Raw genomic sequence first — 20,830 nt, 5'->3', positions numbered from 1 at the left:
GCGTCTCGCGCCGGATGGTCTATAAGGTCGCCGGTGCGGACCCCGACTATGCAACCATGGATTGAGTGTTTCATCAACGGCTGTTCGGCCGTGGCGCGGCCATTGCTTTCAGCCGCGGCGCGGCCATTGCTCTCAGCCGCGGCGCGGCCATGGCTGATGGCGCTGGTGCTGTTCGGTGCCCTGCTGCCGCTCCACGCTGCGCACGCCGCCGAAACCGAGGCCGAAGCGAAGGCGACCGCCGCGGCGACGGCGCATGCCGTGCCGGGGTTCTGGGACCCGCGGCGGCGGCCGGAGCGGCCCGATCTGTCGCGCCTCACCGTGATCCGGTTTCTCACCGAGACCGACTATCCGCCGTTCAATTTCACCGGCGCCGACGGCAATCCGGCCGGCTTCAATGTCGATCTGGCGCGTGCGCTGTGCGAGGAGATGAAGGTCACCTGCACGGTGCAGATGCGGCGGTTCGAGACACTGCTGGACGCGCTGGCGAGCAATCGCGGCGACGCCATCATCGCCTCGCTGGCGGTGACGCCGCAGACCCGCGGCAAGGTCGACTTCACCGATCCTTATTACCGCGCGCCCGGAAGATTCGTCGCCCGCAAGGACGCGGTGCTGCCGGAGATCCGCCCGGAATATCTCGAGGGCAAGAAGGTCGGCGCGATTTCAGGCTCCGCCCACGAGGCCTATCTCAAGGCGATGTTCACCGACGCCGAGCTGCATTCCTACCCGAACGACGAGGCCTTGCGCGCGGCGCTGAAGCGCGGCGAGGTCGACTTCATCTTCGGCGATGCAATCTCGCTGGCGTTCTGGATCAACGGCACCGATTCCGAGAATTGCTGCGCCTTCTCGGGCGGTCCGTTTACCGAAAGCCGCTATTTCGGCGAGGGCGTCGGCATCGCGGTCCGCAAGGGCAACGATCTGCTGCGCCAGTCGCTGAACTGGGCGCTGTTCCGGGTCTGGGAAAAGGGCCGCTACACCGATCTGTGGCTGCGCTATTTTTCCGTCAGCCCGTTCTGACCAATCCGAAAGACCCGCCTCGCGCGGTTGGAGACCTTGATGACCACGACCGATCTGCCCAGCGCTGCCGACCTGCGCACGCTCGCCGAACAATCCAACGCCTGGCCGTTCGAGCAGGCCCGCGCTTTGGTGGCTCGGCTGAAGAAGCAGCCCAAGGACGAAGTGCTGTTCGAAACCGGCTACGGCCCCTCCGGCCTGCCGCATATCGGCACCTTCGGCGAAGTCGCCCGCACCACGATGGTGCGCCACGCCTTCCGGGTGCTGACCGACGACAAGATCAGGACCAGGCTGCTGGCCTTCTCGGACGACATGGACGGGCTGCGCAAGGTCCCGGACAACGTGCCGAACAAGGAAATGCTGGAGCAGCATCTCGGCAAGTCGCTGACCAGCGTGCCCGATCCGTTCGGCACCCACGAATCGTTCGGCGCCCACAACAATGCGCGGCTGCGCGCATTCCTCGACACCTTCGGGTTCGACTACGAATTCGCCTCGGCGACCGATTACTACAAGTCCGGCCGGTTCGATGCGACGCTGCTCACGGTGCTGCAGCGGCTCGACAAGGTGATGGCGATCATGCTGCCGAGCCTGCGCGAGGAGCGCGCGGCGAGCTACTCGCCGTTTCTCCCCGTCTGTCCGCGCACCGGCGTGGTGCTGCAGGTACCGATCGCCGAACACGACGTCGCGGCCGGCACGGTCTCGTATGACGATCCGGAGACCAGGGAGCGCGTCACCGTTCCGGTCACCGGCGGGCATTGCAAATTGCAGTGGAAGCCGGATTGGGCGATGCGCTGGACCGCGCTCGGCGTCGATTACGAGATGGCCGGCAAGGATCTGATCGACTCAGTGAAGCTGTCCGGCAAGATCGCCCAGGCGATCGGCGGCACGCCGCCGGAGGGCTTCAACTACGAACTGTTCCTCGACGACAAGGGCCAGAAGATCTCCAAGTCGAAGGGCAACGGCCTGACCATCGACGAATGGCTGCGTTACGCCTCGCCGGAATCGCTGTCGCTGTTCATGTATCGCGAGCCGAAGGCGGCCAAGCGGCTGTATTTCGACGTGATCCCGCGCAATGTCGACGACTACCAGCAGTTCCTCGACGGCTTTGCCCGGCAGGACGCCAAGCAGCAGCTCGCCAATCCGGTCTGGCACATTCACAGCGGCAATCCGCCGAAATCCGACATGCCGGTGACGTTCCAGCTCCTGCTGACGCTGGTGTCGTCGTCGAACGCCGAAAACGCCGAGACGCTGTGGGGCTTCATCGGCCGCTACCGGCCGGGCGTGACGCCGCAGACCCATCCGAAGCTCGACGCCATGGTCGGCTACGCGATCAACTACTATCGCGACTTCGTGGCGCCCACCAAGACGTTCCGCGACCCGACCGATCAGGAGCGCGCCGCCTTGCAGGACCTGCGCGACGCGCTGTCGCAATTGGCGCCGGAGTCCACTGCGGAAGCGATCCAGGACGTGGTCTACGAGATCGGCCGCCGCGAGCCGTTCCTCGATCACAAGAAGGCGGCGAAGGACGGCAAGCCGGGCGTGTCGCTCGACTGGTTCAACATGCTGTACCAGGTGCTGCTCGGCCAGGAAAAAGGCCCGCGCTTCGGCTCGTTCGTCGCGGTGTATGGCCTGAACAACGCCGTCGCAATGATCGACGGCGCGCTGGCGCGCAGCGCGTAGCCGGTTCGCCGCAGGCGCTTACCTCTCGGCCGGCTTCGCGTCGGCGACCACCGGGCGCACCGGGTCGCCTTCGCGCAGCAAGGCGCCGGCGCGGGCCACGATGACGTCGCCTTCCTGCAGGCCTTCGCGGATTTCGACATTGCCGCCGTTCATCAGTCCGACCTCGACGCGCTTGGTCTCGACTGTCTGGCGCCGCACCACCTGCACCACGGTGCCACCCGTGCTGTAGAGCACGGCGGTCAGCGGCACGGAGATGCCGCAGCTCTCGCCGGTCTTGATCATCGCGCGGCCCGATGCGTTGGACAACAGCCGCTTGGTCGAGCTGATTCCGACGAACACGCTGGCGAGCTGGCTGTTGGGCTCGACCGTCGCCGACACACGCCGCACCCGGCCCTCGATCTCGTCGGGCACGCCGACGATCTTGACCGCGGCGGTCTGGTCGACCGCGAGCTGCGCCAGATCGCGCGTCGGCACCTGGCCCACCAGGTCGAATTCGCTGCGCGCGATGATGGTGAACAGCGCCTCGCCCTTGGCCGAAGCCGGCGATCCGATCACCGCGGTGGAGCTGGAGACGAGGCCCGCGACCGGCGCGGAGATCGTCGATCCGCCATCGGGGCCGGCGAGTTTCGCCAGCGCCTGGCCCTGCGCGACGATCTCTCCGGCGTCCGCCATCACCTCGGTGACCCGCGCGCCGGGGCGGTCGGGGCGGATCGAGATTTCGTCGCGCGGGATCAGAAAGCCGGAGACTTCGACGATCGCGGGGAAGCAGGATTTGGCCGCCTTCAGCACCGTCACCGCCTGGCCCTTGACCGCATCTGGCTCCTCGTCGGCGGCGCGCGCCGGCTGCGCGAGCGCGCAGAGCGTTGCGATCAGCAGCGCGCTCACGCCGCACTGGAGAACGCCGCGGGCAGGGTCGTTCGCGATCCCAAAGCTCATGGTCACAACCTCTGTCCCGTCCCGGATTCCGAATAGCCTTCAACTCTAGTCATGCGCGCCCGTCGCGCCAAGCGCTCACGAGGCGCGGCCGGCACTGGCCGCGGGGCGTGTGTCATTGGTGTCGGCATCGGCGTCCGGGGTTTCACGCCAGCACAGAATTTCCACGGCCGGTATCGGGCGGCTGAAGCCTTTCAGCGTCAGCGGCGCGATCGGCCGCGCCTCGGCCCAGTCCTCGACCATCGCATAGGCGCGCTGGCTGACGATGATCTGGCCCGGCGCGGCCTCGGCGCACAGCCGCGAGGCGAGGTTGGTGACGCTGCCGATCGCGGCGTATTCCAGCCGGCGCTCGAAGCCGACCTGGCCGATCGTGGCGTAGCCGACCGCGATGCCGATGCCGAAGCCGAGGCTGTGGCCGCGATGGCTCCATTTTTCGGTCAGTTTGGCCAGCGCGTCGCGCATCTCCACCGCCATCTTCACCGCGCGCCTGGTGTGGTCGGCGAACGGGATCGGGGCGTTGAACAGGATCATCACGCCGTCGCCGGCGTAGCGGTCGAGCGTGCCCTCGTAGCGGAAGATCAGTTCGCCGAGCGCTGCGTGATATTCGCGCAGCACGTTCATCGCTTCCTCCGGTTCGGAGGCTTCGGTGAAGGCGGTGAAGCCGCGCAGATCGCAGAACACCACGGTGACTTCGCGGCGATGGCTGTCGAGCAGCGCATCATGGCCGTCGGAAGAGGCGATCAGTTGCGCCACCTGCGGCGCCAGGAAGCGCTCCAGCTTTCGTATCCGCTCGATCTCGCCGAGCTGCTTTTCGACGCGCTCCTCGAGCGAGCGGTTCCAGTCCTTGAGCTGATCGGTCTGCTCCCGCAGCTTGGCCGCCTGAAGCTGCACGGTGTCGTGGGCGCTGGCCAGTTCGCGGCCCTTGTGGTCGACCTCGCGGAACAGCCGCGCGTTGCGCATCGCCAGCTCCGATTGATGCGCGAAGGTGCGCATCAGCCCGATGAGATTGTCGGGGAAGTCGCCGGCGCTGCGCCGCAGCACCACCAGCGCGCCGAGCGCGCCCTGCTGATCGAGCAGCGGCACCACCAGCACCGCGGCGAAGCCGGCCGCGAGCGCCAGCTGATTCAGCGGATGGTCGGGCGCGGCGGACAGATCGGGCACCGCGATCGGCTGGCCGGACTGCGCCGCGTCGCCGAGCATGCTGCCGTCGGCCTCGATTGACGCATAGGCCGCTTCGCCGTCGGAGGGCGCCTCGATGCCCTTGGCCTCGGCGAGGTCGAACCGCCGCCGGGTCGGATCGTAGCTGAAGATCAGAACTGCATCGGCACGGGCGATCTCCAGCGCGCGCGCCGCCACCGTCGGCAGCACCGCGTCGAGATCGAGCGAGGACGCGATCGCGCGGCCGACCTCTTCGAGCGCCTTCAGTTCGTTGATCGATCGCTCGAGGTCGCGGGTTCGCTCCTCGACCTTGCTTTCGAGTCCCGCATAGGTCTCCTGCAATTGCCCGGCCATGCTGTTGAACTGATCGGACAGATCCTCCAATTCGTCGCCGGTGCGGACCTCGATGCGCTGGCCGAAATCGCCGCCGCCGAGCCGGCTCGCGCCGGCGCGCAGCGCGTCGATCGGCACCAGCATCCGCCGCGCCAGAACCATACTGGCGATGATCGCGACGATCAGGCCGAGCGCGATCAGGCCGGCGATCCGCAGCAGCACTTCGCCGATCGACGCGAAGGCCTGGCTGCGCGGCTGCTCGAACAGCACGAACCAGCCGAGCTTCGCCACCGGGCGCGACGCCACCAGCATGGCGCGACCGTCGCCGTCCTGTCCTGCCGCCAGCACCTGCGGCGGGTCGCGCAGCAGCGCCGCGACCTGGCGCCGGCCCGCGATGTCTTCGCCGAGGGTGTCGCTGTCGCGTGAACTCGCCAGCAATCGGCCTGCGGGGTCGATCACATAGGCGATTCCGACCTTGCCGGCCTGGGCGTCCCCGATCAGTCCGGACAGGAAACGCAGGTCGATCTCGGCCGCGGTCACCGCCGGGTCGCGTCCGGCATGCGCCACCGCGACGACGATGAAGGGCCGCCCGTTGCGGAACCGGATCTGGCCGAACGACACGCCGGTCACGGCGGCCTGCGCGACCTGCGGATCGCGCCAGAACTCGGCGCCGACGCCGGGCGCCGCCGCGCGGGTCAGCCGCAGCGCCTCGCGTCCCTGGCCGTCGATCAGCGCGAGCTGGCTGATCGCCGGCACCTGCTGCATCAATTGGGTGTAGTCGGTGCGGCGCTGCTCCAGCGTCTGCACGCTGGCGCGCGTGGTCCAACTGATCTGGCGCTCGAGCTCGGTCATCGCCTGTTCGATCCGTCGCGCGGTGGCTTCGGCCTTCTCCGCCATCGCATCGATCAGCGCCGCGCGGGTCTGCCGATAGCTGAACCAGATTTCCAGCGCGCCGTTGACCGCGAGCACGAACACCACGAGCCCGACCAGCGACGTGACGTATTTCGCGAACAGGCCGCGACGTCGCGTTCGGGTGATCGTCTCGAGGCCGGGCATTCTGTTCCTTTGCAGCCGCGCCGCTACGCGCTGCGGGATCGACACCAGCGGCCCCACGCCGCAGGGCACGCCGCCGACCGGCGGCCGCGCGGGACCAGCTTGGTCTTATCACAGAATGCGGGGCGAGCGCTGCCGCGGGCTCGGGCGGGGCGGCTCGGGACGGGGAGGGCGGCCTATTGGCGGCCGAACAACTGCTTCATGATCGCGTTCATGGTGGCGTCGTCGGTCCGGTCGGCGGGCGCAGCGCCGGGCTGTTGCGCGGTCGGCGGCTGCGATGGCGTCGCGTCGCGCGGGGATCCGGCCGCGGCGCCTCCTTGAAGGCCCTGCTGGATCAGCCGGCCGATGCTCTCGCCGAGCGCGCCGCCGGGCGGATTGTCTGTCCCCTGCGCGCCGCCCGCGCTGCTGTTCGCGCCGCCGCCGAGTGCGCCGAACAGGCCCGTGCCGATCTGGCGCAGCCGGGCATAGGCCGCGTCCGGATTGTCGAGGATGCCGGCGGCGTCGGGGAAGATCCGCGGCGACGCCCACGGCCCCTCGATCATCACCGGGATGCCGAGCCCGACCGGCTCGGCGGCTGGACCGGCCTGCGGCTCGCCGGGCGCGCTCTGGCCCTGCGTCGTCAGCACCAGCTTCGGCTCGACCCTGAGCGCCAGCGTCTTGGCGCCGAGATCGATCGTGCCGGCGCCGGTCATCCGCACCAGCGGCCCGGCCAGTGCCAGGTCGGCGGTCGCGGCCTTGCCCTGCGCGATCCGGAACGACGCGCCGAGCTGCGTCAGGTCGGTGGCTTCGGTGCCGCTTTCCTGCCAGCCCGACAGCGTCGAGGTGGTCAGCTTGCGGATCATCCGCGCGACATTGACGCCGCGGATTTCCCCGTCGCGAACATTGACGAAAGCGGTGCCGGCGATGCTCGACAGGATGGCGCGCTGGCTGTCGCCGCCTGCGCGCAGCGCCAGCTTCGCCTGCATCTTGCCGTCGATCCTGTCGAATTCGGCGAGGCCGCCGAGCAGCGGCAGCGCCCGGACGCCGTCGAGGTCGCCGCTCAGGCTGAACGACGGCGTCCGCTGCGAGGCGTCGATTCCGAGCCGGCCCTCTGCCTCGCCGCCATAGACGCCGACCTGCGAGAACTGCGCGGTGACCACGCCGCCCACGAGCTTGGCGTCGATCGACACCGGGGCGAAATGCGCCGCGCCGAGATTGAGCTCGGCCGCCGACAGCCGCAGCTCGGCGTCGACATAGTTCAGGCCCGACAGGTCGATCCGGGCATCGCTCCACGGCGCGCCGGCGGGTTGCGCGGGCGCGCGCGGATTGCCGAGGTCGAGGCGCTGGAAATCGAGGTCGAGCTTGAGCTGCGGTTTGCCGGCGAGATCGGCCGAGGCCCAGCCGTTGAAGGCGCCGTCGCCCAGCGTGCCGGACAGGCCGTTGATCTGCAGCAGCGTGCCGCGCAGCCGGACCTCGGCCTTGGCGGCGAGCGGCGCGCGCAGCAGATCCGGCGCGTCGAGCTCGAGTTCGACTGGCGCCGGCTGCGCGTCCGTGGCGGGCAGCGCCGCCTTGATCTCGTATTTCGCCGGCCGGCCGCCGAGCTGCGCGCCGCCGACGGCGCTGACGCGGCGTTCCGCATCGATGGTGATCTCGGCATTGATGCCCTCGATCCGGTCCTCGACCCGATCGGCCGCATTCGCCATCACCACCACGCCGTCTTCGACAATGACGCGGTCGATGACGGTGTCGATCTTTCGGCCGGTGCGGCCGGCGGGGGGCGGGGGTGATGAGGCGGTCGGCGCGCGCTCGCGGATCAGCGGGACGCGAAGCTCCGGCTTGGTCAGCGTCAGTTCGGTAACGTGAGGCTTGCCCGAGATCACGCTGCCGAGCGGCAGTTCGGCGCGGACGCGCCCGATCGTGAGGCGGCTGTCGGGATTGCGATCGTTCGGGTTCTGCAGCGTCACATCGTTCAGCGTGACGCTGAAGCCCGGAAACAGGCTCACCTTGCTCCCACCGCCGATCGCGATCCGGTAGCCGGTGTCGCGCTCGACGCGGGACTGGATCGCCGAGGTCAAGGCGCCCGATGGAATTCCGACGATGAGCAGCAGCGCAACCGCGGCGACAATCACCGCGATCAGGATGCCGGCAAGCTTGCTGATTTTCATCACCACTTCCCAAGGCGCGATGTCGCGCGCGTGTATCACTTCGCAGCGTCACGACCCGCGGCGTGGTCCGACGCGGCGACCGCTGTGTCCGATCGGATCGAGCGTGATCAAATCGCAATTTCAGATCGGCGGCGAGCCTCGTGTGTAGCGGCCGGGCAAAATACCGCAGTGAAAACCGAACTTTCTGTGACCCGCGGCACATTTCTTTTGAACCATTGCGCCGCTGGTGCGGCTAAACGGTAGGTGACATTCTGGGGGGCGATCATCGCGATGAGTACACAGGCCGAATTCGCGGTGATCCTGAAAATGAATCCCCTGTTCGCCGATCTCGGTCCCGAGGAATTGCAGCGGATCGCCGGGCTCTGTCACACCCAGCAGCTCGACGCCGGCGAGATGCTGTTCCAGAAGGGCGATGACGGCGATGCGCTGTTCGGCGTGCGGCGCGGCCAGATCCGGATCGAGACCGGCGCCTCCGACGGCAGCCGGCTGACGCTGAATTTCCTCGGCCCCGGCGACCTGTTCGGCGAGGTCGCGGTGCTCGACGGCCAGAGCCGCACCGCCGACGCCACCGCCGGCGAATCCACCGAACTGTTCGTGCTGCGGCGGGAGGATTTCCTCGGCCATCTGGAGCGCGAGCCGAAGCTCGCGGTGAAGCTGATCGCGCTGCTGTGCCAGCGGATTCGCTGGATGAGCGAGCGCATGGAGGAATCGGTGCTGCAGCCGCTGCCGGTACGTCTGGCCCGGCGGCTGTGCGCGCTGGCGGCGGATTTCGGCGCCGAGGTTCACATCTCGCAGGAGCAGCTCGGCGTGTTCGTCGGCGCCGCGCGCGAGAGCGTCAACCGTCAGCTCCAGAGCTGGCGCAAGGACGGCATCCTCGATCTGCACCGCGGCCGCATCCTGCTGAAGAACATGAGCCGCCTGACCCAGGTCGCGCGCAGCCAGGAGCGCTGAGCAGGTTCGCCAAACCCCACAGTCGACATTCCGGAATGCGCTGCGTAGCAGCGCGGAGTCGATTCCCTACGCACTGTGCTCACGTCACGGCCGCGCGTCGGCTACGGTTATTCAGCCGAAACTAGAGCACTTCATCGACAGATTGAAACAATGCGCCTCCTCGAGTGCAGAATCGTCATCCTGAGGTGCGCGCGTAGCGCGCCTCGAAGGATGCGGCCCGAGGTGCCCGCGGCCCATCCTTCGAGGCCCGCCGCGCCGCGCACAGCGCGGCCCAGCGGGCGCCTCAGGATGACGGCGGCAATCGGATCGCGAGCGCTGATTCCATCAAAAGCAGAACGGCTCGAGGAATCACAGATTCCAGTTGTGCGAGCCGACACGCAGCGTTTGCCGCGCGCAATCAAAGGCCAAACGCGGCTCTCCGCGTCGCTTACTTGCTTCGCCAGAAAGACAGGCTCTTCGCCGGCGCGGCGCTGGCCGGCGCCGGGCTCGCCGGCGCGGCTGCGGCCGGCGCGGGGGTGGGCTTCGGCGGCGCGGGCGGGCCGGGCGTCCTGCCGGTGTCCTCGTCGTCGCCGTGATGGGTGAGCAGCAGCTTGCCGAACCGCCAGAACAGGCGGCCGACATCGTCCATCATCATGAACATCGCCGGCACGAAGATCAGCGACAGCACCGTCGAAAAGATCAGGCCGCCGATCACCGCCAGCGCCATCGGCGAGCGGAATTCGCCGCCGGCGCCGAATGCCAGCGCGCTCGGGATCATGCCGGCGACCATGGCGATGGTGGTCATCACGATCGGGCGGGCGCGCTTCTGGCCGGCGTCGATCATCGCTGCTTCGCGAGGCTTGCCGTCGCGGATCGCCTCCAGCGCGAACTCGACCAGCATGATCGCATTCTTGGTGACGATGCCCATCAGCATCAGGATGCCGATCCACACCGGCGTGGTGAGCTGTTTGCCGGTGACCAGCAGCGCGGCGATCGCGCCGCCGATCGACAGCGGCAGCGAGAACAAGATGGTGATCGGCTGCAGGAAGGTGCCGAACAGCAGCACCAGCACCGCATAGACCATCATCAGGCCGGCCGAGATCGCGGTGGCGAAGCCTTCCGACAATTCGTTCAGGCTCTCGGCGTCGCCGGAGGGGCTGACCCGGACGCCCTTGGGCAGCGACTTCATCACCGGCAGATCGTTGATCAGCCTGGTGGCGTCGCCGAGCGCGGCGTTGCCGACGAGATCGGCGGCGACAGTGGCCTGACGTTCGCGGTCGTAGCGGTTGATGCTGGTCGGGCCCTGGTCGAACTTGATGTCGGCGACCACCGACAGCGGCACCGAGCCGCGGCCGCCGAAGATCGGCACCTGGAGCTGCTCCAGCACGCCGAGCTCGCCGCGCGCGCCGTCCTCGAGCTGCACCCGGATCGGCACCAGCCGGTCGCCGGCGTCGAACTTGGCGAGCGCCGGGCCGACGTCGCCGATGGTGGCGACGCGGATTGTTTCGGACAGGCTCTCGGTCGAGACGCCGAGCCGGGCGGCGAGATCGGCGCGCGGCTGGATCCGCAGCTCGGGCCGGTCGAGCGAGGTCTCGGAGATCACGTTGGAGATGATCGGGATGCGCTTCATCTGCGCCGCCAGTTCCTGGGCGACGTTGTTGACGATGTTGCTGTCGGCGCCGGTCACCACCAGCGAGATCGCGCGCAAGCCGTTCTCGTCGAGGAACCAGTAGCGGATGTCGGGAATCTGATCGAGATCCTTGCTGATCGCCAGTTCGAGTTCGCGCTGGGTGATCTTGCGGTCGCCCTTCGGCGTGTAGTTGATGATCAGCGAAGCGCGGCGGACCTCCTGGATGCCGGGCGGCACCCTTCCGCCGTCGACGAACACGCTGCGCACCTCGGGCCGCTGGCGCAGCAGCGTGACGATCCGCTCGGTGGTCTTCTCGGTGGTGCGGATCTGGGTGCCGGGCGGCAGCTCCATCGCCATCACCGAGCGCGCGGTGTCCTGCGCCGGCAGGAAGCCCTGCGGCAGCAGCACGATGCTCCAGATCGACGCGGCGAACACCCCGAGCCCCATCAGCACCGTGAGGTAGTAGTGCTTCACCGACCAGGTCACCATGCGGGTGTAGCCCTGCAGGATGCGGCCCGGCGGCTTTTCCTCGTGCGAGACGTTCTTCAGGAAATACGCGGCGAGCACCGGCGTGATGAAACGCGCCGCCAATAGCGAGAAGAACACCTGCACCGAGACGGTGATGCCGAACTGCTTGAAGAACTGACCGGCGATGCCGGACATGAAGCTCGCCGGCGCGAAGATCGCGATGATGGTCAGCGAGATCGCGATCACCGCGAGACCGATTTCATCGGCGGCCTCGATCGCCGCCTGATAGGGCGATTTGCCCATCCGCATGTGGCGGACGATGTTCTCGATCTCGACGATGGCGTCGTCGACCAGGATGCCGGTGGAGAGCGTGATGGCGAGGAAGCTGACCAGGTTCAGCGAAAAGCCCAGCATGTCCATCGCCCAGAACGCCGGGAAGATCGACAGCGGCAGCGAGATCGCGGCGATCACGGTGGCGCGCAGGTCGCGCAGGAACAGGAACACCACGATCACCGCGAGGATCGCGCCCTCGAACAGCGTCGAGATCGCGGCTTCGTAATTGCCCTTGGTGTAGTCGACCGAGGTGTCGATCAGCTTGAGGTCGACGTCGGGATGCGCCGCCTTCAGCGCGTCGATCCGCTTCTGCACGGCTTCCGCGACGACGACGTCGCTGGCGCCCTTGGAGCGTTTGATGCCGAGCGCGACCACCGGCTCGCCGTTGACGCGGGCGAAGGTGCGGCGGTCGGCGATGGTGTCGGTCACGGTGCCGAGGTCGTCGAGCCGGATTTCGCCGCCGGACGGCAGGCTGATCATGGTGCCGGCGAGATCGTTCAGCGTCTTCGCACCAGCCAGCGTGCGGATCGCCTGGTCGTTGCGGCCGATTTCGGCGCGGCCGCCGGCGAGGTCGACATTGGTGCCGCGCAGCCGCCGCGACACGTCGAGCGCGGTCAGGCCTGCGGCCTTCAGCCGGTCGGGATCGAGCGACACCAGGATCTCGCGCTCGACACCGCCGATGCGCTCGACCTGCGCCACGCCGCGCACGCCCTGCAGCGCGCGCTTGACCACGTCGTCGACGAACCACGACAATTGCTCCGGCGTCTTGCCGGGCGAGATCGCCGCGTAGGTGAGGATCGGCAGGCCGATCACGTCGACGCGCTGGATCAGCGGCTCGTTGACGTTCTGCGGCAGGTTGCTGCGGACTCTTGTGATGGCGTCCTTGATGTCGTTCAGCGCGCGGTCGGTGTTGGTCTCGAGCGCGAACTGAATCGTCGTGACCGACAGCCCGTCGGTGATCGACGAGGCGATGTGGCGCACGCCCTCGACGCCGGAGACGCCGTCCTCGATGGTCTTGGTGACCTGCGCTTCCAGCTCGGCGGGGGCGGCGCCGAACTGCGCCACCGCCACCGAGATCACCGGGATGTCGGCGCTCGGCAGCCGGGTCACCGCGAGCTTGGTGAAGCTGATCCAGCCCAGCGCCAGCAGGATGATCGAGAACACGATCGAGGGCAGCGGATGCCGGATCGACCAGGAGGAGACGTTGAGGCCCATTAGCGTGCTCGCGATCGGTCGAATTCGTCGAGGAAGATCGGCTTGATCAGGTCGCCGTCGTGCAGCGAGGTGCCGGCATCGGCAACGACGAGCTCGCCTTCGCGGATACCGTCGAGGATCTCGATGCTGCTGTCGGATACCAGCCCGACCTTGACCCGGCGGGTTTCCACCGTGCCGCCCTTCACCACCTGCACCTTGAGGTGGTCGATCGCCGAACGCGGGATCGCGACGCCGCAGCTCCGCCGCGCGTCGATGGTGGCGCGGACGAACATTCCGATCTTCAGCGACGGCGTGTTGGTGACCGAGATCCGGACCTTGCCGAGCTGGGTCTTGCGGTCGATCGTCGCCGCGAGCAGCCGCACCTTGCCGACCAGATCGGGGCCGTCGTCGCGGCCGATGCGCGCCGGCGCGCCGGGCGTGACCTTGAGCGCGTGGATGCTCGGCACTTCGGCCTCGATCTCGATTTCATTGCCGACGGCGATGCGCGCCACCGGCCCGGCGAGCGGCGAGACCGGTGCGCCGACCGCGGTGCGCAGCTCGGTGATCAGTCCGGCGGCCGGCGCGCGCAGCGATTTCGGGCCGGTCGCGCCGACGGTACGCACCAGCTCCTGATTGTCGGTGACGACGTCGCCCTCGCGGACCAGCACCTCGGTGACCTTGCCCTCGCTGTCGGCGATCACCACGGCCTCGCGGCGCGGCACCACGAAGCCGGTGACACGGACCATGTCGGAGAAGCAGGCGTTGGTGGCCTTGGCGACGGTGACCTGCACGCCCGGCGGCGGCGGCTCGGCCTTCTCGGCCGCGATCGCCGCACCCGCAAAACCGAGCGTCGCAAAACCAAGCGTCACGAGGGCGAGGGTCGCGACGGCGATGTTCGCCGCGGAAGTCCGGGCCCGGCGCGGGCCGGCCGAAACCATCGTCGATGAAATCATCGTCGACTCGGAATCGACAGTCGATCTGGAAGAACAGGACAGGACGGCCGGCTCGATCCACACCTTGGTCATGCGCGCACTCGATCAGGTCTCGATTCGGAACTTCGCTTCATCAGTTCGATCGTTCAGCGAATTCGAATCGAAGAACACTGAAAACCAAACGTCCGCGCTGCCGTGAGCCACAATCTACACACCGCGATGAAGGGGAAAAAGGACAAAAGCGCCCCGCCGGGAGCGGAGCGCCGAATTGCCGAGACGCGGTCACATGTCCTGTGTCCGGTATCACTTGGCGGCAGTGGTCTGATTGGTCATGTTGACCACCTGCACCCGCCGGTTCGACGGGTCGGTCGGATTGGCGGCATTCTTCGGCTTGCTCTCGCCATAGCCCACGGTCACGAGATCGGCGCCGGCGACGCCGTATTTCTCGACGAGGACGCGCTTGATCGTATCGGCCCGGCGCTCGGAGAGTTCCTGATTGTACGGTTCGCTGCCGATGCTGTCGGTATGGCCGGCGACCACGAAGGTCGATCCCTTGAGATCAGCATTGGACAGCGCCTTGCCGAGCGCCTCGACCGCCGGCTCGGCCTTGCGGCTGATATCCGCCGAATTGTAGTCGAAGGTAATTTCCAGATCGATGTTCGGCTTGTCCATGGCCATCGCGGCGATCTGCTCGCGCTCGCCCGAGGACAGCGACCGGGTGGGGCGATTGCGCAGCGTATCGACGAACTGCCGCTCGGCCGGATCGGCCGCCGGCCGCGACACCGACAGGCTGCGCGTCAGCGGCTTCTTGGGCGCCAGCGCGCGAAGGATCTGGTCTTCGGTGACGTCGTCGGCGGCGAACGCCATGCCGGACCCGAACGCCAGTGCGGCGCCGATACCGAGAACTGCGCGGAAAATCCCGAGACTGGATGTATTCGACATGGCGCTATCCCCTCCGCCCTCAGGCGATCTCTGCAACAAGGTTGAGGTGTATCAAGATCCGCCTCGATCAATCGTCGCTTGCGGGGCAAAGGAGGTTCAATGCCGCGGTGAGGCGGTGCGTCGCAGTCAGCGTATCCCGTAGCTCTCGAACTCCTTCACGATGTTCGGGTCCATCCCCTTGGCGGTGGTGATGTCGATTTCGCCTTCGGATTTCATCCCGGCGCGTTGCCGGGCGAGGCCGCGACCGTACAGCGACGATGTCAGCCGCGGATTGATCTTGAGGGCGGCGTCGAAATCGGCGATCGCGTTCTTGTTCTGGCCGTTCTTGAGGTTGAGCAGGCCGCGGCTGTCCAGCGCGTCGACGAAATTCGGGCGCAGCCGCAGCGCCTCGTTGCAGTCTCGCAGCGCCGTGGTCAGTTCGTCGACGATGGTGCGCACCCAGCAACGGTTATTGTAGGCCTCGACGTCGCGCGGGTTGAGCCGGATCGCGTCGTCGAAATCCTTGATCGCCGACCAGTAGGCGCCCTTGCTGGCATAGACCTGGCCGCGCCGGTAAAGCGCGTTGGCGTCCGACGGATTTTCCTCGATCCGGCTGCTCAGGCTCTGGACCGTCGGGTCGTCGCGCAGCGCCAGCTTGACCTTGTCGTCGTCCTGCTTCGGATCGCCGGCCGGGGCGGCCTTGGTGGTCCCAGGGTCCTTCGCGAGGTCCTTCGCGAGTTCCTTCGAAAGCTCTTTGGGCAGCTCCTTCGGCACGTCGATCGGCTTCGGAAGCTCGATCTGCTTGGCGAGTTCGACGGGCTTCGCGGGCGCATTGTTGGCGGGCGCAGCAGCCGTGGCGGGCGCCGCAGGCGTGGCCGATTTTTCAGGCGCAGCAGGCTTGGGGTCAGGCGTTGCCGCGACCGGCGGAGTCGGCGGCGCCGGTTTGGTCTCGACCGGCGTTCCGGGCGGCGTGCGATCGACGATCGCGCCGGGCGTCGGGCCGGCCTTCGTCGCGCTGTCGTTCGCGGCGGTCGCCGCGGCGGGCACGAAAGAAAAATCCTCCGCCAGCGACGACGAGATCCACGGCACCTGTTCGCTGCGCGACGCCCGTGTGACGCCGACGCGCGTGCGGTTGAGCGCTTCCTCGGCGCTCAGTCCCGGGACGCGGATTTCCTTGAGCAGTTCGCTGACGAACAGGCTGTGATCGCCGCCATTGTCGCTGACCACCGAACTCAGTGCGGCGGAGTACATCACCAGCGAACCGCCGGGCGCGATGATCGGGGCGAGGCCGGCCGAGAAACTGCGGAACCGGCGTTCGAACGGATTGCGGCGCGACGCGTCGATCAGCGCGATCTTGACCGAGGCGCCGCGGCTGTTGAGTTCGCCGAGCGCGGTCTCCAGGCTGATGCCGTCGCGGCGGACGTCCGGCTCGGTCCAGATCTGGGCGTCGACCGGGATCATGTAGCTCTGCCGGCCGGACTGGATGCCGAACCCGCTGAAGAACACCAGCCCGACCGAGCCGGGCTTGACGCGATTATACAACCGGTCGAAGGCGCGCCGCATCGCGTCGCCGGTCAGGTTCTCGCCGACCTCGACATCGAAGCCGTCGCGCTTCAGCTCGTCCGCCAGATCGCGCGCGTCGTTGACGGGCTGTTTGAGCGGCTTTTCGGAGTCCGGATATTTGGCGTTGCCGATCACCAGCGCGACGCGCCCGCCATCGGCGGCAAGCGATCCGGTCGCCGGTGCCGTCAGCAAGGTGAGGAGGACGAGCAACGCGATGCGGATCTTCATTCAACCCCGGTCCTGAGATGGGGCGCCGATCCAGGCGGAGCCGGATGGCGACCTGATTTCAATCAATGGTCTTCATATTATCAAACTGTGCCGGTCGCCACTGTCAATCAGCCGCGACGTCGGCTTTCGGCGGCATGGTGAGTTCAGGTGGTGTCGTCGAGCCGTCACGCTCGGCTTGTTACGCGCGTATCTTTCCGGCGGCTGCGCGGCAGGCCGAGGGACGCCGGTTGGCGAGCTGTTGGCGGAAGACATCCATGTGATGGATCATGCATGTGATGGATGTTGCATGTGATGGATCGTGCGCGCGCGACGCGCTGTTCCGGAAACGGCGCCGGCGCGACGCTGCTGGCGTCAATAGCCGATGCCCAGCATCAGCACGAAGTGACGCCGCTGCCACGATGCTCCGCCGCGCGCCTCGCCGGCTTCGGTACGGCGCAGGGATCGCGGGGCCGTCGCGCCGCGCATGCGCTTCGCTGCCGGCGCTTTCGCCATCGCGCCGGAGGCCGATGCTGTCCCGGCCGCCTGGATCGGCATTGCGGCCGGCGCGGAGCCTGACGACGAATTGCCCGTCGCAGCGCCGCGATTGTCGGCGGCCGCCGCTTCGGTTTCGGATGTGGCGACGCCCTGTTCGATGACGCCGAGCTTCACCGGCGTGGTGATGGCCTCGTTACTGGCGACTGCGCCCTGGGTGGCGGAGACCTGAAGCACGGCGGCGGTCGCGGCGAACCCGGCCGCGGCGATCGCGTGTCGCGTCAGGCGTGGATAGTCGTGCATCGATCACCTCTTCACTCATGGCCTTCTCGCATGGCCGGCGTCGACAGTGCCGGGATTGCCCCATCGTCCGGTGTCACGGCCGGATCGCCCGGTTCGGTCGCACTCAGAAGCCGACGCCGATCATCGCGGCGGCGCCGCCGCTCGGCCGCGAGGTGGCCTGCTGGCGGGCGCGCGGCTCGGGCCGCGGTTGCCGGCGCTCCTGCTTGGCCTCGCGGCGTGACGGCTTGCGCCCTGCGCGATCGTCATCGTCGCGCTGGCGGCGCGTCGCCGCCGCCTTCGGCTCGTCGGGCGTCTTGTTCGCGACGCAGCTGTTCTCCTTGGCGATCTCGCCCGCTTTGCACTCCAGCGGGCACACCCGGCCGGACTGCTTGCCGAGGTCGGACACCAGCGCCTCGGTGACGCTGATGTCGCCCGAAGGCTGACTCTTGATACTCAGATAGCGCCCGAGCGCCGTTCTGGTCTGGTCGCCGAGCACGCCGTCGGGCTTGTCGCCGAGGCAACCGATCCGCGCCAGTTCGGTCTGGGCCGAGCGAACGAGCTGCGGCGAGTTCGGCAGTGCGGCGGCGCGCTTTTCGGCTTCGAGCTTCAGCCGGTCGATCGCCATGGCGACCATCGGCTGCAACCGGCTGCAGGTGATCGACTTGGCGAACGCCGTCATGTCGTCGAGCGCCGAGGGCTTATCGCTCTTGCCGTTCAGCTCTTCGAATCTGGCCTGCTGATCCTTGCAGACGGTCTCCTGAATGGCCGCCTCCGCGGCCTTGCGCCGCTCATCCTCGGCCTGCTTGGCCCGCTTTTCGCTCTCCGCGCGCAACGCTGCGGCCTCCTTCGCGGATTTCTGACGTTCGGCTTCGTCTGCCTTGTGTTTCGCTTCGGCCGCCTTGCGCTCGGCTTCCTCCGCCTTGGCTTTGGCTTCGGCCTCGGCCTTCTGGGCGCGGCGTTCCTCCTGCTCCCGCTTGCGCGTGGCGGCTTCCTCGGCCTTTTTCTGCGCGGCCTGGAGCTTCGCCAGTTCCGCGGTTCGCGCCGCCGCCTCGCGCTCGGCGCGGGCACGCTCCTGCCGCTCGCGGGCGATCTGCTGCAGCAGTTCGAGGCGGCTCTGGGCGGTGATCGACTGCGGCGAATCCGGATAGCGCTTGATGAATTTCTGCAGCGCCGCGATGTCGTTGCTGTCCTTGACGCGGTCCCAGTCCAGCGCTTCCCGTGAATTGACTTCGCGCCCCGGCGCCACCGTGTCGGGATCGACCGCCGCGGTCTTGACCTGACCTGCCGCCGGCGGTGCACTGCCCGGGACCTGATCCGTCAGGCTCGCGATCTGGGCGCGGGCCAGATCGGCATAGAAGCCGGTCTTGTAGGTGGCGAGGAACACCTCCCAGGCGCGGCGCGAGCCGATCCTGGCGACCAGATCGTAGTCGGCCTTGACGTCGCTCGCCGTCGCCTCCTGCGCCACTGCCGGTGCCGGCACCAGCGACACGTTGCCGCCGCCCAGCGAACCGTACACGAACGGCTCCTGCTTGTTGCCTGTGACCTTCATCACCTCGTCGCGCACCCGGCCGAACGCCAGCCGGATATCGAGCCCCGGCACGGTGAGGTTCTTCAGGATCGCGGTGGTGAACGGGCTGTGATCGCCGGAACCGTCCTCGGCGGTGGAGCCGGCCTTCGCCGCATAGGCGATCAGCGTATCGGTGCTGGTCGGTTCGACCTTGCCGAGGCCGGACACGACATTGCGGCTCGCCACTTTCCGCTCGCGGCGCATCCGCACCGTGAACGGGTTGTCGCGGCAGGCATCGAGAATCACCACGCGCAGCTTCTGGGCGCCGTCGGCGGACGAGACCAGTCGCTCGAGCGGAATCGCCTCGTCCTCGGCATCGCGGTCGCTGGCCAGCCGCGCGTCGATCGGGATCAGGTAGTTGGTTCCGCTGATCTCGATGCCGTGTCCGGCGTAGTAGACCACGGCGACGTCGGCCTGGTCGGCGTCGGTCTCGAACTTGCGGATCGCGCGTTTGAAATCGAGGTTGCCGGCGTCGATCACCCGGGTGACGTCGAAACCGGCGTCCTTGAACATCCGGGCGACGGCGTCGGCGTCGCGCGACGGGTTGGGGAGTTGCGGAACGCTCTGATACAGCGAATTGCCGACCACCATCGCGACGCGCCTGGCTTCGGCCAGCGCAGCGCCGGACGACATCGCCACCGCCAGGATGGCTGCGCCAATCGTCGCTGCAATCGGACCAAGACGCTCGATCATGTCGATTCCTGCGGGCGGCTCGCCGCCGGGTAGATCCTCATTCATTCAAGGCGTAACAGTGCGCGACGCATGCGGGCGTGACACACGTCACACGACGCAAGTCACGTGACACACGTCACGCGACACGACTAACGCGACACACGTCACAAGTAACGTGAACAAGTAACGTGACGCAGCTGCGTGACGCGCGTTCCGGTCGCCTGAAGCAAGATCGGATACCTGCCTCATCCTATCGCCAACCCGGCGCCCGATCAATCACCGGCGCCGGGGGCGATTGATGGCGGCACGCGGCCTCGGCTAATTCGTCGCTTCGTCGTGCTCGGCCATATTGACGATCTGGACGCGGCGGTTTTCCGCCGCGAACGGATCGGCCGAGGTCTTGAGCTGTTTCTCGCCATAGCCGACTGCGACCAGATTGTCGGGCCGGATCCGGTAGCGCTCGATCAGGTAGCTCTTGACGGCTTCGGCCCGTCGTTCCGACAGGTTCTGATTGTAATCATCGCCGCCCTTGGCGTCGGTATGGCCGGCCAGCATGACGATCGCGTTCTTCAGGTCGCTGCTGGTCAGGGCGTCGCCGAGGCTCTTGAGCTGCGGCTCGGCCCGCGGCGACAGGGTCGCGGAATTGTAGTCGAAGTTGATCTCGAGATCGATCGTCGGCCGCTTGGCAGCGATCGCGGCGATCTGGTTGCGGTCGCCGGCCGACAGCGAGCGGGTCCGGCTGACCCGCTTGATCGTGGCGAGATCTTCCGGACTTATTGCCGCACGGGCCCCGCTCAGGCTGCGGGTCTTGGAGGTTTTGAGCTGATCGCGAATCTGCTGCGAGGACACCTCGCCGGCCTGCGTCGCGGTCATACTGATACCAAGGCTGCCTGCCAGAACGGCGGCGGCCAGCGCCAGGCTGATATTGATCTGCCGAATCATCATGGTTCGCTCCATCTGGCCGGGGACGCTCCGCGATACCCCGGTCCTCATGGTGATCAGTATGCCCCCCGAGTCCTGCCGATCGCTGTGACGGAGATCACTCAGGGCGGAGATTGGAGGCGCGTCCGGTAACGGCGGCGGTGCGCAGGGTGGGCACGTCTCCCTCTCACCTTGGACGCCGGACCGGCGCCAAATGTTCAAGCAGTTCACGAATTTAGTCGGTACGCGAATCGCCCGGAGCGAGCAGGCGGAGGGGCTGATATCGAGTGCGTACTCGACGAATGCGTCCGCCCAGATGGTACTACCAGCGTGAATAGTAACCGACGTCACAGATGTTGCTGCAATAGCACATGACCTTGAATTGTCGGGTCCTGCATCCCTCCGG

14 protein-coding genes are annotated in these 20,830 nt (G+C 67.5%); 4 read left to right on the top strand and 10 right to left on the bottom strand.

The features are described from left to right. Positions 1-156 precede the first annotated feature (156 nt). Positions 157-1,014, top strand: a complete 858-nt coding sequence (locus tag ACTZWT_RS18960; protein ID WP_444771279.1) for a transporter substrate-binding domain-containing protein — start codon at positions 157-159, stop codon at positions 1,012-1,014. Between the two features lie 39 nt (positions 1,015-1,053). Then, complete coding sequence (locus tag ACTZWT_RS18955; RefSeq protein WP_444771224.1) at positions 1,054-2,691, top strand: lysine--tRNA ligase; 1,638 nt, start codon at positions 1,054-1,056, stop codon at positions 2,689-2,691. A gap of 18 nt (positions 2,692-2,709) precedes the next feature. On the opposite strand, the gene ACTZWT_RS18950 is transcribed toward ACTZWT_RS18955, so the two are convergent. The 3 genes from ACTZWT_RS18950 to ACTZWT_RS18940 all read right to left on the bottom strand — a co-directional run bounded on the left by ACTZWT_RS18950 (position 2,710) and on the right by ACTZWT_RS18940 (position 8,312). Then, positions 2,710-3,627: an efflux RND transporter periplasmic adaptor subunit gene (locus ACTZWT_RS18950; protein ID WP_444771223.1), complete on the bottom strand. Its 918-nt coding sequence runs from the start codon at positions 3,625-3,627 to the stop codon at positions 2,710-2,712. A 75-nt stretch (positions 3,628-3,702) separates the two neighbouring features. Next, positions 3,703-6,171 carry an adenylate/guanylate cyclase domain-containing protein gene (locus ACTZWT_RS18945; RefSeq protein WP_444771222.1) on the bottom strand — a complete coding sequence of 823 codons (2,469 nt, stop codon included), beginning with the start codon at positions 6,169-6,171 and terminating at the stop codon, positions 3,703-3,705. Positions 6,172-6,344: 173 nt separating this feature from the next. Continuing rightward, positions 6,345-8,312 (bottom strand): AsmA family protein, encoded by a 1,968-nt coding sequence (locus tag ACTZWT_RS18940; RefSeq protein ID WP_444771221.1) that lies wholly within the window; start codon positions 8,310-8,312, stop codon positions 6,345-6,347. Between the two features lie 270 nt (positions 8,313-8,582). Between ACTZWT_RS18940 and ACTZWT_RS18935 the strand changes: the two genes are divergently transcribed. Further along, positions 8,583-9,263, top strand: coding sequence for a Crp/Fnr family transcriptional regulator (locus ACTZWT_RS18935; protein ID WP_322514521.1), 681 nt, complete (start codon positions 8,583-8,585; stop codon positions 9,261-9,263). 427 nt (positions 9,264-9,690) lie between these two features. Here the strand turns inward: ACTZWT_RS18935 and ACTZWT_RS18930 are convergent, their stop codons facing one another. Together ACTZWT_RS18930 and ACTZWT_RS18925 are read right to left on the bottom strand one after the other, a co-directional pair. Beyond that, positions 9,691-12,888 carry an efflux RND transporter permease subunit gene (locus tag ACTZWT_RS18930; protein WP_444771220.1) on the bottom strand — a complete coding sequence of 1,066 codons (3,198 nt, stop codon included), beginning with the start codon at positions 12,886-12,888 and terminating at the stop codon, positions 9,691-9,693. Next, a complete protein-coding gene (locus ACTZWT_RS18925; RefSeq protein ID WP_444771219.1) occupies positions 12,888-13,736 on the bottom strand; it encodes an efflux RND transporter periplasmic adaptor subunit in 849 nt (282 codons plus the stop codon). Before ACTZWT_RS18925 ends, ACTZWT_RS18930 begins: the two co-directional genes overlap by 1 nt. 22 nt (positions 13,737-13,758) lie before the next feature. Here ACTZWT_RS18925 and ACTZWT_RS18920 point away from each other — a divergent pair, with 22 nt between their 5' ends. Next, positions 13,759-13,998: a hypothetical protein gene (locus ACTZWT_RS18920; RefSeq protein WP_444771218.1), complete on the top strand. Its 240-nt coding sequence runs from the start codon at positions 13,759-13,761 to the stop codon at positions 13,996-13,998. Positions 13,999-14,102: 104 nt separating this feature from the next. Here the strand turns inward: ACTZWT_RS18920 and ACTZWT_RS18915 are convergent, their stop codons facing one another. The 5 genes from ACTZWT_RS18915 to ACTZWT_RS18895 all read right to left on the bottom strand — a co-directional run bounded on the left by ACTZWT_RS18915 (position 14,103) and on the right by ACTZWT_RS18895 (position 20,448). Beyond that, complete coding sequence (locus ACTZWT_RS18915) at positions 14,103-14,741, bottom strand: OmpA family protein (protein WP_444771217.1); 639 nt, start codon at positions 14,739-14,741, stop codon at positions 14,103-14,105. A 126-nt stretch (positions 14,742-14,867) separates the two neighbouring features. Next, positions 14,868-16,511, bottom strand: coding sequence for a caspase family protein (locus ACTZWT_RS18910; protein WP_444771216.1), 1,644 nt, complete (start codon positions 16,509-16,511; stop codon positions 14,868-14,870). Positions 16,512-16,862: 351 nt separating this feature from the next. After that, positions 16,863-17,285 carry a hypothetical protein gene (locus tag ACTZWT_RS18905; protein ID WP_444771215.1) on the bottom strand — a complete coding sequence of 141 codons (423 nt, stop codon included), beginning with the start codon at positions 17,283-17,285 and terminating at the stop codon, positions 16,863-16,865. 103 nt (positions 17,286-17,388) lie between these two features. Next, positions 17,389-19,524 carry a caspase family protein gene (locus ACTZWT_RS18900; RefSeq protein WP_444771214.1) on the bottom strand — a complete coding sequence of 712 codons (2,136 nt, stop codon included), beginning with the start codon at positions 19,522-19,524 and terminating at the stop codon, positions 17,389-17,391. A gap of 297 nt (positions 19,525-19,821) precedes the next feature. Beyond that, complete coding sequence (locus ACTZWT_RS18895) at positions 19,822-20,448, bottom strand: OmpA family protein (protein ID WP_444771213.1); 627 nt, start codon at positions 20,446-20,448, stop codon at positions 19,822-19,824. Positions 20,449-20,830: the final 382 nt, after the last annotated feature.

The sequence above is a fragment of the Rhodopseudomonas sp. NSM genome (assembly GCF_052445935.1).
GTDB lineage: Bacteria > Pseudomonadota > Alphaproteobacteria > Rhizobiales > Xanthobacteraceae > Rhodopseudomonas.
The sequence above is the reverse complement of the archived record's forward strand: the minus strand, read 5'-3'. Positions and strand labels throughout refer to the sequence as shown.

Bases quoted from the DNA above. Each gene is read 5' to 3' on its own strand.
- ACTZWT_RS18915 (WP_444771217.1), bottom strand. From the start codon at position 14,741: ATGTCGAATACATCCAGTCTCGGGATTTTCCGCGCAGTTCTCGGTATC.
- ACTZWT_RS18945 (WP_444771222.1), bottom strand. From the start codon at position 6,171: ATGCCCGGCCTCGAGACGATCACCCGAACGCGACGTCGCGGCCTGTTC.
- ACTZWT_RS18900 (WP_444771214.1), bottom strand. From the start codon at position 19,524: ATGATCGAGCGTCTTGGTCCGATTGCAGCGACGATTGGCGCAGCCATC.
- ACTZWT_RS18910 (WP_444771216.1), bottom strand. From the start codon at position 16,511: ATGAAGATCCGCATCGCGTTGCTCGTCCTCCTCACCTTGCTGACGGCA.
- ACTZWT_RS18940 (WP_444771221.1), bottom strand. From the start codon at position 8,312: ATGAAAATCAGCAAGCTTGCCGGCATCCTGATCGCGGTGATTGTCGCC.
- ACTZWT_RS18920 (WP_444771218.1), top strand. From the start codon at position 13,759: ATGTTCGCCGCGGAAGTCCGGGCCCGGCGCGGGCCGGCCGAAACCATC.
- ACTZWT_RS18935 (WP_322514521.1), top strand. From the start codon at position 8,583: ATGAGTACACAGGCCGAATTCGCGGTGATCCTGAAAATGAATCCCCTG.
- ACTZWT_RS18930 (WP_444771220.1), bottom strand. From the start codon at position 12,888: ATGGGCCTCAACGTCTCCTCCTGGTCGATCCGGCATCCGCTGCCCTCG.
- ACTZWT_RS18955 (WP_444771224.1), top strand. From the start codon at position 1,054: ATGACCACGACCGATCTGCCCAGCGCTGCCGACCTGCGCACGCTCGCC.
- ACTZWT_RS18905 (WP_444771215.1), bottom strand. From the start codon at position 17,285: ATGCACGACTATCCACGCCTGACGCGACACGCGATCGCCGCGGCCGGG.
- ACTZWT_RS18895 (WP_444771213.1), bottom strand. From the start codon at position 20,448: ATGATGATTCGGCAGATCAATATCAGCCTGGCGCTGGCCGCCGCCGTT.
- ACTZWT_RS18960 (WP_444771279.1), top strand. From the start codon at position 157: ATGGCGCTGGTGCTGTTCGGTGCCCTGCTGCCGCTCCACGCTGCGCAC.
- ACTZWT_RS18950 (WP_444771223.1), bottom strand. From the start codon at position 3,627: ATGAGCTTTGGGATCGCGAACGACCCTGCCCGCGGCGTTCTCCAGTGC.